Source organism: bacterium, assembly GCA_023145965.1.
Classification (GTDB): Bacteria; UBP14; UBA6098; order UBA6098; family UBA6098; genus UBA6098.
On record JAGLDC010000019.1, the window covers coordinates 38145 to 52101 of the forward strand.

Here is a 13957-nt window from a genome sequence, read left to right on the forward strand (position 1 = left end):
TTAAAAAGCTCTTGCGCATGTAAAAACGTTTATTTATACTTATTGAACGAGTGTTAATTATGGATTATTATTCCCTCATTTGGGAGGTTAGTTATGAGAACAATGTTCAAGTTTTTGGTGTTCTTTATTATTCTGGCCGCAACTCCCGCTTTGTTTGCACAGGATGTCGAGGATAATCTCGGTGCGAGGCCCCTCGGAATGGGCCGTTCCTTTGTTGCTATTGCAGATGACGGAAATGCGGCGCTATGGAATCCCGCTGGTATGAGTTTTTACAAAGAGCGAATCATCAGCGGTATGTTTTCAAGATTGTATTGGGGTATTGACAATGACGCTATAGGCGAAGGTCAGCTCGGTTATATACATCATTTCCGTAGATCTGGCGATGTGGGCGTTAATGCTGTCATGCTCTTTTCCAACATCTGGCGTGAATCGCGTGTTACGCTCAGTTATTCGCACGGTATAGGGAAGAAATTCAGCTTCGGTGTGAATGGAAGATTGCTTCGGAACGAGGTTGTTCAGAATAATATCACGTTTTCTTCTGGTTCGCCAGCCCCTCCCGGGATGAGCATTGTTGATCCTCGTGACGACCCTTTCTTCAATGATGGTTGGAGCAAGTTGGGTTTCACTGGTGATGTTGGTTTTATGTATCATCCTAACCGTAGGCTTTCTGTCGGTCTAATGGCCGCTAATCTTACTCAACCCGATATGAGTTTCAAGGGTGTTGGTGAAGATGGTGTTATACCCATGACAGTCCGTGCCGGTGCGAGTTATTGGATTCAAGACGCACTGCTTCCTGCTATGGATATTCAGTATATTATGGACGAGGTTAATGGTGGCAATGAAATCCATCATTATAATGGTATAGAGTGGTGGTTCCCCGGCAAGACAATCGCACTTCGTGGTGGCTATAATGCTAGTCTTGGAGGCGATGGTTACGATCCGACCGAGGCCAGTTTTGGATTTACTTATCGCAGCAAAAAGGCTCTTGATCTTCAGGTCGATTACGCGTTTGTTTATCCCCTTTCCGAGGTTCGTGAGACCGGTGCCACAAGCCATAAGATATCAGCGAGTCTTCGCTTTCTTCCGCCTCCTGAAAGGCTGTTTGATCTTGCGCTCAGAAGTAGCAATATGACCGTTTATCCTCGTGATGCTCAGATCGGGGAAGTAATCACGGTTAAAGCTAAGGTCGAAAATTTGGGCGAGAGGCCGGTTAAGAGTTATTATGTTAGTCTCTATTACGATGATCCTTCGCAGGGATGGATTCGGGCTACCCAGCCTATTCGTGTGGACGAAAAACTTGATGAGGGTGACTCGAAGGAACTTGAATTTAAATGGACAGCACCCGATCGTGGCCACTTTCAACTTTATGCTAGCGTCGATGATGATGGGACTATTCTTCCTGCCTTGAGAGACTATATTAGCGAGTTTGACGAGGAGAATAATACAGGTATTATCGAGGTTGACGTATTCGGTCTTCCTAAGGGAACTGTTACGCCTATAGAGAATACGTTGGATATAAGCCAGGTTACCCTTGTTCGCGAGGAGGAGCCGGTTGTGCCTATTTTCTTTTTTGCGCCCGGTAACGAACGTATCAACGAGAGATTCCATCATCTTCAGGATATTCTCGGGCAAAGGCTTCGCACCAATCCGGACATTGATATAGATGTTTATGGTTTTTATGATCCTGAATCTGATGGTGTAACGCCCGTTCTCGGTGATAGACTTGCTGAAAATAGAGCTAAGGCTGCACGCAGCGTATTCATGCGTTTCGAGCAAATTGCTACAGATAGAATCCATGTTGTCGATCCTCTTACATATAACACTTCCCGACCACGCGCCGGACTTCCGGTCGAGCATATGCCTAAGGATGTTCCGCTATCGATGGCCGAAAACCGTAGAACGCAGATGGTAACCCGAGTTAAGGGTTTTGAGGACTGGAGACCAGTTATCTATTTCGATAAAGGTTCGGATAGAGTTGAGACTGCGAGCCTTAACGGGTTGCGTAAGAAAGCTGAAGAGATTCGTAGTGTCATGGAAAGAAATCCTGAGGTTATTTTCCAGATGGAAGGTTTTGTTGGATCCGATGAAGTTTCCAATACCGGCCAGTGGGTTAAGCTTTCCTTTGACCGCGCATTTCAGGTTAAGCAGAAGGTTGGCGAGATACTTGGAGACGATTTTGTTCAAAGGTTCGGAAAGCGGCTATTTATTCGCGGTAACACCGACGAATATGCAGATCGCGGCAAGGTTGAGGTTGTTATCGATGGTGAGGGTTTGATATATCGTCCGCTCGAAGGAACGATGGCCGCCAAGGGTTACGAGCTTAATCAGGAACAGGTGAACTTCGTTCATATTACCAGCGATGTCGAGGCAGGCGTTGATACCTTTACCGTGTCAATTGTAGATTCCAAGGATAAGAGTTTCCGCATTCTCGCTGCTGGTAGTGGTAAGATACCTGAGGGTGCTCCATGGGACTGGAAAGATAAGGATGGGAATTTAATCAATCCTACTGAAGAGTATTTTTGCAAGCTCGAGATTCGCGACCGTCTTGGCCAGACATTTACTACCAAATCTGATCCAATTGCGGTCGAGGTTACCAAGCGTCAGCAACAGATGGAAACTCTTGTTATCGTTGAGTTTACGTTCGATGAGAAGATTTCCGAGTCTGGATTCCTCGAGAGCAGGGTTGAATATGTTGCGAGACGTTTCATAGAAAAAGCACTGGAGCCTAAAGATAAACTTACTGCTATTGTATCCGGCCATACCGATATTATAGGAATGGAGCACCGTAATCGTGAGTTATCAATTCAACGCGCCAGAAAAGAGGAAGAGAATTTAAGAAGATATCTTATATATATTCTCGGTCTCGCAGATAACACCGAGCTTTCGGCATGGCTTCGTGCTCATAATACCACTCTTACTTACAAAGGCTATTCTAATAATGATCCTTACGAAATTACCAAGTGGGTGGATAACAAGCTTGTAGAAGAAAAGATTGGAGATAACGAATTGCCTGAAGGTAGGACTATTAACCGTCGTGTTGTTATTGATTTCTTGATGGAGAAGGAAGGAACCGGCGGGGAAGAAGTCTCTCCTCAGTCTAAGGCTGAATAGGGCATATATTGAATTAACAAAATGGCCCTCGGTAACGGGGGTCTTTTTTTAATGATGCAAAATTAATGCATCAAGAAATTTTATTTATATAGCTTAAGGCGAGATTTTGTTCTTGACATATAAGGTATTGAGATTTAACTTATCCCGAAGTCTTGCGGAAGGTATAACTATATCCGTAAAACGTAATTAACAGTAATTAATAACCCAAAAAACGAATGGAGGGTATGCGATGCGTAAGCACGCTACAGCAATTATTTTAATGTTGCTCCTTGTTGGTGGTTTGTTAGCCCAGGGAGTCGCGATTACCCAACCCATCGACGGTCTCACCACGGCCGATGAAGACCAGCTTGTTTCTTATGTCTTCAGTGCGCCGGAGGATATCGACCAAGCTACGGTCGTATTGAGTGTCGATGGAACCGATTACACTATTGGTGCGGGCCTCGAATGGACGATAGTCAACTTGATTTATGACATTGTCCCGGGAGTCTGGACTGAAGGTGTTCACACGCTTAGCCTTTCTGCTCTTGACTTGGTTGGTGACCCAGTTATTGGGACACCTTTAGAAACTGAGTTTAATGTCGATTTGTCCGCTCCTTATATGAGCGCGCGCACACCTGGCGTTATCGATGAGACAGAACCTATTCTTACAACCGATGTTTTGGAACCTATTTCAGTCACCATCACCGACGATTTTGGCGTTATAGATCCCGCCTCGATAGTCGTCGAGATTAAGGATATTCCTTATACTATGGCTTCTGTGGGTGTTACGCTCACTGCAGTCGATGGTGGTTATCTCTTTGAATTCGATCCCGCCACGGCTGGAATCGCTTGGGAAGAGAACGATTGGGTGACAGTCGAACTCATGGCAGCTCAGGATGCTCCTCATTATGGTGCTTCTAATGTTGCTGTTCCGGGGCCTGAATTCGGGTTCTTTGTCGATGCTGATGGTCCTGAGTGCTTCCCAGTCGAGCCGATTCCTTTTGTCCGCGATATTATCTGGACGGGATGTTCTGACCTTCAGCTCACATGGCGCATTATCGATGAAAACGGTCTTGATCTTTCCTCATTCTACATCATGGTTAATGATGTAAGGTATAACTGGGGTAACTATCGTATGGTTGTGGATACTCTCGATTCATACGAAGTTTACACGGTTATCGATTCGGTTACGACTGATACAACCGAGATCGTTAATGAGGTTGTTTTCACATTCTCGCCGAACCCACAATGGTATGAAGGGGTTGTTTTTACAGTCTTTTCGCCGGTTATAAATGATATTTATGGCAATCCGGCTACCGATTGGGATTGGGGTGCATATTCGTGGACATCGTGGAAGCTTCGTTTCGATAACACCGGCCCGGCTATCTCGAACCCTGTTCCTGTTCCGAGCTATGTTACCAGAGACTTAGAAGAGTCGATCAGCTGGGATATGACCGATACATGGGGCGCTGTCGATCCTTCGACGGTTCACTTCATTATCGAGACATCTGGCGGCGAATATATTGAATACGATGCATGGAACGCCGTTACAACCAGAGAGATCACTTATGATGGTTTAACGATGACCTATTATCCCAATATGGGCGGTATCGCCTGGTTACAGGGTGACACAATCACCGTAACCATCTGGGATGTTATGGATTCAACGGAATTCTGTGATGCTAATCATCTTTCGCATCCTTCTTTCAGCTGGACTTTCTATGTTGCTGATGGTCCAATGGCTGACAATTTAATCCCGGGAGTTGCCGAGTTTACAAGTTGTCAAGCTCCTCAGATAAGTTTCGAACTTATTGATCCCGATGGAATTAACCCGACCTCGGTTCTTTTCCAGGTTGAGGATGTTATCTTTGATGTTAATTACGACATAACCGTTATCGAAACTGTTGCGATTATTGGTGGTCATGTGATTACCGAAACGACTGAAGTATTCCCGTTCTATCAGGATATTTCGCTTCCTTCTCGCTTCCTTCTCGATATGGCGCTTGTTCCGCCGAGTTTGATTAATTTCACCGATGCCATGGAGGTTAACTGCACGATTCTCGAAGCTATGGATTGGCTTGCCAATCCGCTTTGGGGAGGTCCTCACAGCTGGCGTTTCTGGGTGGATTACTCTGGTCCGTTCGCGGGCTCGACAATGCCCGCCGATGGTGGTATCGCTGGTGGCCCGTATCCGGTTTTCTCTATCGATGTTTTGGATGCGGTTTGCGGGATGGTAGATCCTAACGGCGTGAGCGTTCAGCTTCGCGGTGTTAACTTTAATCCGCTTATCGATCCCGGTGTTTTCTGGGAAGATATTTTTGGTGGTGGAAGAATCACAATCGATACTGAGATCGAAGGTTTCTACTACGATCATGGTTCTGTTGTTAATGTTTGTCTCAACGAGGCATACGATAATCCAAATCACCGTTGTGGGATTTGGGGCAACATTGCTCTCGATCTTCCCTACTGCTGGAGCTTCACTGTCGATAATCATGTTCCGGCTGTTGAAGTCGTCGAGCCTCTCAATATGACAGTATCGGCTTGTCCAATGCAGCCAATCGTTATCGAAATCACCGATGATTATGGCGTCGATCCTACAATGTTTAGAATGACAGTTAACCATGTAGTTATCGACTGGGGCGACCCAAGACTCACTTGGGATGGAACTTACCTTTCATTTACACCGACTGAGGATTATCCTGAGGGTTTGGTTACCTGGGCTCTTAACAGGCTTTCCGATGTTGCTGGTAATATAGACGATGAAACGCCGCTTTCCGGTGGATTCTATGCGGACTACACCGCTCCTGCCATTACTTTGACCGATCCGCTCGATGGCAGCACAGCTATCGTTGTGCCTGAGTTCCTAAAGATCGGAACCGATGATATGGCTGGACTCGATCCGCTGTTCACGCAGTTTGTTATAGATGTTTACACCGATGAAACTACCTTCGTCACATATATAGTAGATGAAGCGACCTTCCCCGGCGTGTTCATCTGGGATGCCGACTTAAATGAGCTTTGGCTCGATATGGCGGTTGCCGGTATTACATTTGATTTCGAGGTATATCGTGTTATGGTTAGCATTGCTACTGCAGATGCTCCTGAATATGCTTGCCCCGATCCGAATATTCTTGGCCTCTATCAATATGAGTTCTTCGTGAATCCAGGTTGGATGGTCGATCTTGAATATTGGTGTGACGAATCGACTATGGTGGATGTTTATGGATTCGGTGCTTTCTTTGGTGGAACCGAAGAATACGACGCTGGTCTCGATGAGCTACTTCCGCCGTTCCCACCGACCGAGACGCCGCTTTCGTTCTTAACTCCAGGCGCTGGAACTCCGCTCAGGCAAGACTATCTTGGCCTGGACTCCGACACCTGGGAGTGGACTATGTATACTGGTTCTCAGAGTGGTTGTATTCACTGGGATCCCACTGCACTTCCAGCTCTCGGCAGCTTTGTTATCAACGGAACTGTTGACATGCTCGGAACCGGTGAATATTGCTTTGAACCTGGCGAGGTTATTCTAATAAATGTGACTCGTCGTGTGATGATGGTAGCTGGAGGCTGGAATTTGATTTCAGTTCCGGTTGCGCCAGTTGACCCGAGTATCGAGGCTGTTTTCCCGATGGTAAACCCTGCTGATATTTGGGAATACACAGGCGGAACACCGCCTTATGTTCATCCGGCTATAGTTCATCCGGGACGTGCTTATATGGTTCTTTATACACCTGGCCCTGAAGACCCGGATCCCTGTTATTTCACGGTTCCCGGGATTCCTATTACCGAATATACTGTCGATCTGATAAAGGGTTGGAACACTATTGGTAGTGTTTATGACTTCGGTGGAGTTTCATTCCTCGATCCTGATGACACACCTGATGGTAGCTGTGAGCCGATCGTTTACTATCTCGATCCGGCAGCAGGTTCTTATGCCTTCTCCGATGTTATTGTTGCTGGGATGGGCTATTGGAATCTCGTCGATCCTCCGGCTCCTTTCTTAACCTGTGAGCTTACTGTTTCCGCGAGCTATGCCCGTGGCGCGAAAGCTCTACCTGGTTTCGAAGGCGAACCTGAGTGGACAACCACGATGAATTTCGCTGGTGATGCGGTTCGTGAAATAACCATCGGTGGGCATGCCGAGGCTACCGCCGAATACGAACGCGGTCTCGATATACCGATACCGCCGGCCCTTCCGGGTGCCACATTCGATGTCTATATTGAGGGAACCAAATATGGTCGCCTAATTAAGGACATTCGCAATAGCGACGGTTGGACGATCGTTGTGAATTCTCAGACACCGGTCGAGTTTACCTGGACAGGAAATGCTCCAGAGGGACTCATTCTAGAGGGAATGGGCCAAGAAATCGACCTTAACGTCGATGGAAGAGCGATTCTCGATCCAGGCACTTACACAGCGAAACGTCGTGTTGAAGTTCCGAGCGATTATGCACTTAAGGGCGCAGCTCCGAACCCATTCAATGCTGCTTGTGGCATAACATTCGACATTCCGAGTGATTCAAAAGTGACACTCGAAGTGTTCGATATGATGGGACGCAAGATAAGCACCGTTGCCGATGGCGATTTCGCTCCGGGCACACACCGTGTTATCTGGAACGGAAACGACGATTATGATCGTGAAGTTTCCAGTGGAGTCTATTTCTATAGAATGAATGCTGGAGATTTTAAAGCATCTGGCAGAATGGTTCTTATTCGCTAAATTCTGAATGAAAACCACGATAATAAAAAGCCCGCCGAAAGGTGGGCTTTTTTTTACACCAATATTTAAATTTATTTTCACGTGTGGAGAAAATAAAAGAAATAAATTATATTAAAATTGATGTTAGAATGTGTTCTTTATTGTTCTACTAAATTAAGGGGGGTGTCGAGCGTTGCACATAAATGGGCAACGAAGCGGCAGGCCGGAGGAAAATAATGGTTTGTAAGCCAATTTATTCCGGCCTCCGGCCTGACGCTAATTCTATGGGTCTTTGGAAAACGAGCTTTCCAAAGACCCATAGAATATCGACGCCTCCCCGGATGTATCTAGATAATCTAATTAAGAAAAAGGCGGCTGAGTAGCCGCCTTTAAAGAAAGTAGATATTAATAGATCAATTTAGAAATGATCGTAATCCTCGACTTCTTGATAAGCCGCTTGGAAATAAATACCTCTGTCTGGATAGGCTCCACCGACAAAATTCACAAAATAAAACTTTGTGTAGTGGCTACCAATTTTAATTGCAAATGTAGTTCCAGGTTGTGTAAGGGTCTGAGATCTTGCCGTGCCAATAGTTCCAGAAGATCCGAAAGACGAAAGACCGGCGGTGGCTATACCAAGGCGTTTGACAGAAGCCTCCCTAGTAGCCCATTCAGTCCCGAAAAGGGAGGGAGATTTAAGCGTAAGATAATTAGAATCGTCAACACCGAGGTAGAGATCGATAAATGTTAAATAGGCAAGGTTCATAGGATAAACGACCTGAGCATCGAAATCGACGGAGGAGAAAGCGCTATCGCCTCCGGTGGATTCCCAAAGTGTGTCAGAAAACCAAATGGTTGGTGAAGTATCTACAGTATTTGAATTAGAAGATAGCGTCGTATCATCGCCTTCGATCTTGATAGAACGGGCAGTAAAATAGTGTTTGCTTACACTACTCAAACCGGAAATAACGATTTCTGTGTTGTTGACGATAATACCCATATAGTGCGTTTCCATCTCTTCAGATGTAAGACCTGAAAAATCGGCATTAACACGATGGTAAATTTTGTATCCTGTGAATCCGGTTTCACCTTCATCGGGCGAAGGATTCCAGGTGAGCTTAACTGAATCTTGATAGGTAACATAAACCATACCAGTAGGCGGATCGAAAACCTCTGGTTCAGGCTCCGGGTCGGTGGATTTTTCACATCCAAATACAACAAGCATAATTATCGCACAAAACGATAATAGAAATAAAGTTTTTCTCATATGTCCTCCTTAAAGTTTTTATAAATATAGTAAAATTAATTATTAATCGCAAACGAAAACAAAAAAAGAGACCGAACAAGTTCAGTCTCTTTTAAAAAGGGTAAATGCTCGATTAATCGAGAAGCCTCCACTTAGCAATAGTTTGGATTGTCCAACTGAAAGTGATTTTATGAGCTGTCATGTCCCAATCCGTGATCTCCATTTTTCCATAGTAGCCATAAGCCATTTGCTTTTTGATATAAACACAATAGCTATAATTTGCACCAATGTCCTCGAAATTGTTATAAGACACGTCGTCAATATAAGGCGCAGTCGAAATGCTCGAATATGTAGTTGGAGAAGTGTAGATACCAGTAACATTGACGAAATCTCCACCATACCCGCTACAACTATTGATTGTTTCGTCATTATCATACCAGATATCAATCTCACCGGCATTAGCGGTTGTGAAGTTTTTGTTAGCACCGCTGCCATTAGAAAGATCCCAGCCATAAGCGGAAGGTTGACCCGAAACATCAAAACGATATATCTCAGCACCGGTGGACATGTGAACATAATCCTCAGTGTCGAAGGTCAAAGGATCGGATTCATCGTCGTCCATGTAAGCCACGATCTCGTAGGTTCCGAGTGTTGGACTTGAATGGGTGAAAGATGTGCCCATGCCTTCCCAAAGGGGTTCAGTTGCACCAGCAAAATAAACCCTGTAACCGTCGATGTCACTCGTTGAGCTGGGTGACCAGCTAATAATTAAATCTAGATGATTCGATGCGTCGCCAACAAGAGTAGCGGCATTAGGCGCATCGATAGCGTCTGTTGGCTCGTCACAATCAGAGCCCATCATAACTAATGCTAAGGGGATTGCGAGCAATAATAGAAATAGTTTCTTCATGCTGTGTCCTTTCATTGATTAATTAACCCGCGCAGCCTTTTTCTTTCCCGCAGCGCTCTTTTTCTTCTCGGGCTCGGCTTTCTTTGCTTCGGTTGTGGTTTCTTTTTCCTCTTCCTTCACTTCTTCTTTAACCTCTTCGCCCTCTTCCATCTCTTCGGCGGTTTCGCCAGCTTCGAACTCGGTTATTTTGGTCTCGAGTTCGGCAACTTTTCCTTTAAGCTCCATGTTTTCAGTTTGAAGCTCTTGTAATTTTTTCTCATAATCCGCATTTGGTTGCGTACAACCGGAAATAAAAATTGTTGCGGCTAACGCGATAATCAAGATTACCAATCCCTTTTTCATGTGACCCTCCTAAGGTTGTTGTTTTCGAAAAGGATTCATTATTGCAAAAATAATACAAATTGACTTATTTGTCAAATGCTTTATTTTACCACGATCTTACCGTCGTGCATTATCTCTTTAGTATCAAAAAAGACTGTCGGACAAAGCAGTATTCCATCGAGATGCGAGGCCACACGGATACTCCCGCCCATGGAACGGTTGTCTCCCATTGCGATATGGACTGTGCCAAGAACCTTTTCATCTTCGAGGACACTACCGATAAGTTTGGCTTTGTAATTGGTTCCAATTCCGAGCTCGGCAATATTATAGGCCTCTTTGCCGTATGGTTTCATTATGGATTTTAAATATTCTGCGGATTTTCCTCCGGATATCTCTATCGCATAACCGTCTTTAACCTGAATTGTTATATAATTTTCCGGGGTTAAAATTCCAGTATCGGCTATGGCTCCATCAATAACAAAAACGCCATTTGCCGTGCCTTCGATTGGTGCAGTATATGCCTCTCCCGCAGGAAGATTTGTGAAACCTCCGGGATTATGGACGAGGCCGGTGTCTGCGATACCAGCTCTACCCTCTAAAGAGAAAGTTAAATCGGTGCCTGCAGGAGTTGTTATCCGGACATTTTTCGCCGGAGTCATAAGCTCTGCGAGTTTGATAGATAAATCAGAGATTCTTTGGTAGTCGGCATTCATGGCTCGTTCCATGGTCTCTTGCATGATATTAGGCAAAGTTGCACATCTTGCCCCGGCCTTGCATGCATTGCGACGCGCTTCTGTGTGGCTCATGCTCCTATACGTAGGAATAATAAGGACATCATAATGCTTCATCATCTCGGCAACTTCGGGCGGAGGTTCCTCTCCGTGGCTTTTTCGAGGTTGTATAACAACCATTGTAGAATCAGCTATTTCGCTTGCTGCTTCGAGAAAAACCTCACCGATCTCTAAAAGCTTTGTATCGGTTATCACCAGCACCCGTTCGTTGCTCTGTATTGTCAGACATTCCCTGACTGCAACCTCGGCGGAGGTCTTTAGTGTATTATCCATTTTAATCCTTCTAAAATTTATTTTGTGTTTAAGATTAAAGGCGGTGACCCTTCGAGATTATCAGGTATCATTATTATTGTATTGTTCGGTGAGTTCACCAATTGCTTAAGCATCTCGATGCGATACCACTGTAAATAACTAGTTGTAAGCCCTTGTGCGATGATATGGTTAGCCTCGCGGATACCCTCGGCCTCGATTATCTTGCGCTCTTTCTCAAGATGCTCTTTCTGAAGGACGAATTCCATCTTCTTGGCATCTTGTTCGGCGGCGAGTTTGGCGTCGATAGCGTCGCTGATTTTTTGTGGGAGAATTATATTCCGAAGGAGTATCCGCTCGATAGAAACACCCTTGTTCGAACTTAATTCCTCAGCTCGGCTTTGGATACTGGCCACAACTGAATCTCGCTTTGTCGAATAAATATCTTCGGCAGTAAATTTAACGACAATATCGCGAATTGCAGTTCTCAGCGTAGGGCGTATTATCTTCTGGTCATAGTCCGCACCGATTGTGTTATATATCGTTGGAGCTTGGCTTGGCTCGATCCGGAACCACGCCGTCAAATCGAGTCGAACTGTTAAACCCTCCGAAGTTAATGCGTCGATAGCGTCGTCACCCTGACGGATACCCTCTCCATGAGCTATGGACATAGTGTATTCGCGCAGGCGGGTTTCCATTTTTATTGTATTCGCAAGCGGATTCACTAAGTGTAATCCCGGTTGTAAAGGCTCGGGCCTGACCTTACCGAAAAGGACTACTATCGAAACATGGCCAGCAGGCACCACGGTTATCGCAGCGATAAGAAAAATCGCTATAATAACGATAAGTATAGATAGTAAGGCTAATCTGAGACTTACTTTTTTTTGGTCCATCTTCCCCTCCTTAAAATAAAAGCGACATAAACGCGCAGTGAGATACTACGAGTTGTTGATTATCCAAAAAAATATAATATTTTTTTTATGAAAAGTCCAACGGATTTCTTGCTTTTGCTTCATTCCTATTTATTATCTCGAAACTCGTTTCTATAGGGGCTGCTTTGGAGATCATAGCGGATACAGAGCAATATTTATTCTGTGAAAGCTGTATTGCCCTTTCGACAGCATCCGGTGGGACATTATCGCCAATAATGGTATAATGGACGTTTATTTTGGTTGCCACCTTAGGATGGTCTTCGGCTCTTTCAGCTTCGACCTTGATCCAGATATCGTCAAAAGCTATTCTCTTTTTGCGCAACACATGAACCACATCATAGCCCGTGCATCCAGCAAGAGAAGCAAAGAGGGTTTCAAAGGGAAATATTGCACCGGGATTTTTGCCAGCATCCATTAGAACCCAGTGTCCGGATTTGGAGCGCGCCATAAAACCCGATTCTCCAGCCTTACGAGCGAACAAAGTAAGTTTGTCAGCCATAATTATGTATCCTTGGAGTTGTTCGAGGGTTGGGCGATTTTGACTTGAAGAAGTGGTTTGATATATTTTTCCAGTTGATCCTTTGAGTGGTAACCGATAAGTTTTTCTTTAATACAACCGTTGCGGTCAATAATAAAGGTAGTTGGGATCGATGCAACATTACCGTATGCTGTCACAATATGCTGATCACCGAAAACAATTGGATAATTAATACCTGTTTTTTTAGCATATCCTGGAACGGTCGAGTGGTTCCTGTCGAGTGATACACCCAAAATAACAAGACCTTCAGATTTGTATTTGTTTTGTAGTTCAATGAATCCCGGGATTTCCATTCTACAAGGACCACACCATACAGCCCAAAAATCCAAGATTACGACTTTCCCTGCATAGTCTGAAAGGGATATTTTATTGCCCTCTAAATCGACAAGGGTGAAATTTGGGGCCGGATTGTCGCATGCCACCCTTTTTATTTCTTTAGCTTCTTCTATTTTGGGAGCAGAGGGGAGTTCAGTATCAGCCTCAGGAGTTTCATTATCTTGCGTGACTGTCATTGGTTCTTCATTCACATCGACTTTGACTTCTGAGACCTCTTTCGGTATTTTTTGCTCAGCTTCTTTGGTGCAACCAACAATAAATATCGATATAAGGAGTACTGTAAATAGTGAGATTTTAATTTTCGACATTATTATTCACCAAGTAGCTTAACGGTTTTTTCTTTCAAAGCCTCGAATGGAACGGCACCCAGAACTGACTCGATAATCTTGCCATCTTTAAACCACATAACAGTGGGTATGCTCATGACTCTGAATTTAGCAGCTGTCACTCGATTTTCATCCACATTAAGCTTATAGATTTTCATTTTATCTGCCATCTCTTCGGAAAGTTTTTCAATTTCCGGACCCAATATACGACATGGTCCGCACCACGGTGCCCAAAAATCTACCAGCACAAGGCCATTGTGATTAGTAACTTTTTCTTCAAAATCAGCATCGGTAATATGCTCTGCCACGTTTCCTCCCTTGAATTATTTTTCTTACTTCGAGGAATATAAGTCCGATGTTTCTAAAGTCAAGCTAAAATATAACTAATAATTTATATATATAGATATTTGAATATTATTATGATATTTGCCTTCAGTAAAGCTTAGAAGGCTAATAAAAAGGTATTTTTTTACCAGCCGTTGAAGGTAATCGCTATAGATTTTGTTGCGAGAAAACAGA

At 44.4% G+C, this 13957-nt stretch carries 10 protein-coding genes; 2 read left to right on the forward strand and 8 right to left on the reverse strand.

Annotation, left to right across the window (positions count from 1 at the left end; translation table 11 throughout):
- Window positions 1-93: 93 nt before the first annotated feature.
- Both KAH81_02440 and KAH81_02445 read left to right on the forward strand, forming a co-directional pair.
- Window positions 94-3111: a type IX secretion system membrane protein PorP/SprF gene (locus KAH81_02440; protein MCK5832504.1), complete on the forward strand. Its 3018-nt coding sequence runs from the start codon at window positions 94-96 to the stop codon at window positions 3109-3111.
- 229 nt (window positions 3112-3340) lie between these two features.
- A complete protein-coding gene (locus tag KAH81_02445) occupies window positions 3341-7810 on the forward strand; it encodes a T9SS type A sorting domain-containing protein (protein ID MCK5832505.1) in 4470 nt (1489 codons plus the stop codon).
- A gap of 397 nt (window positions 7811-8207) precedes the next feature.
- Here KAH81_02445 and KAH81_02450 read toward each other — a convergent pair whose 3' ends face one another.
- From KAH81_02450 to trxA, 8 genes are all read right to left on the reverse strand, one after another.
- The gene (locus KAH81_02450) at window positions 8208-9056 is read right to left on the reverse strand and encodes a hypothetical protein (protein ID MCK5832506.1); all 849 of its coding nucleotides are present in this window, start codon (window positions 9054-9056) and stop codon (window positions 8208-8210) included.
- A 112-nt stretch (window positions 9057-9168) separates the two neighbouring features.
- The gene (locus KAH81_02455; protein ID MCK5832507.1) at window positions 9169-9945 is read right to left on the reverse strand and encodes a hypothetical protein; all 777 of its coding nucleotides are present in this window, start codon (window positions 9943-9945) and stop codon (window positions 9169-9171) included.
- Window positions 9946-9963: 18 nt separating this feature from the next.
- Window positions 9964-10287, reverse strand: coding sequence for a hypothetical protein (locus KAH81_02460; GenBank protein ID MCK5832508.1), 324 nt, complete (start codon window positions 10285-10287; stop codon window positions 9964-9966).
- 80 nt (window positions 10288-10367) lie between these two features.
- Complete coding sequence (locus KAH81_02465; GenBank protein ID MCK5832509.1) at window positions 10368-11330, reverse strand: aminopeptidase; 963 nt, start codon at window positions 11328-11330, stop codon at window positions 10368-10370.
- A gap of 17 nt (window positions 11331-11347) precedes the next feature.
- The gene (locus tag KAH81_02470) at window positions 11348-12199 is read right to left on the reverse strand and encodes a prohibitin family protein (protein ID MCK5832510.1); all 852 of its coding nucleotides are present in this window, start codon (window positions 12197-12199) and stop codon (window positions 11348-11350) included.
- Window positions 12200-12284: 85 nt separating this feature from the next.
- Window positions 12285-12737: an OsmC family protein gene (locus KAH81_02475; protein MCK5832511.1), complete on the reverse strand. Its 453-nt coding sequence runs from the start codon at window positions 12735-12737 to the stop codon at window positions 12285-12287.
- A 2-nt stretch (window positions 12738-12739) separates the two neighbouring features.
- Window positions 12740-13420: a TlpA family protein disulfide reductase gene (locus KAH81_02480; protein MCK5832512.1), complete on the reverse strand. Its 681-nt coding sequence runs from the start codon at window positions 13418-13420 to the stop codon at window positions 12740-12742.
- Between the two features lie 2 nt (window positions 13421-13422).
- Entirely contained in the window at window positions 13423-13746 is a 324-nt protein-coding gene (gene trxA / locus KAH81_02485; protein MCK5832513.1) for a thioredoxin, read from the reverse strand.
- Window positions 13747-13957 lie beyond the last annotated feature (211 nt).

Coding starts and splice junctions, on each gene's coding strand:
- KAH81_02465 (MCK5832509.1), bottom strand. CDS start 11,330: ATGGATAATACACTAAAGACCTCCGCCGAGGTTGCAGTCAGGGAATGT.
- KAH81_02480 (MCK5832512.1), bottom strand. CDS start 13,420: ATGTCGAAAATTAAAATCTCACTATTTACAGTACTCCTTATATCGATA.
- KAH81_02450 (MCK5832506.1), bottom strand. CDS start 9,056: ATGAGAAAAACTTTATTTCTATTATCGTTTTGTGCGATAATTATGCTT.
- KAH81_02445 (MCK5832505.1), top strand. CDS start 3,341: ATGCGTAAGCACGCTACAGCAATTATTTTAATGTTGCTCCTTGTTGGT.
- KAH81_02475 (MCK5832511.1), bottom strand. CDS start 12,737: ATGGCTGACAAACTTACTTTGTTCGCTCGTAAGGCTGGAGAATCGGGT.
- KAH81_02440 (MCK5832504.1), top strand. CDS start 94: ATGAGAACAATGTTCAAGTTTTTGGTGTTCTTTATTATTCTGGCCGCA.
- KAH81_02460 (MCK5832508.1), bottom strand. CDS start 10,287: ATGAAAAAGGGATTGGTAATCTTGATTATCGCGTTAGCCGCAACAATT.
- KAH81_02455 (MCK5832507.1), bottom strand. CDS start 9,945: ATGAAGAAACTATTTCTATTATTGCTCGCAATCCCCTTAGCATTAGTT.
- KAH81_02470 (MCK5832510.1), bottom strand. CDS start 12,199: ATGGACCAAAAAAAAGTAAGTCTCAGATTAGCCTTACTATCTATACTT.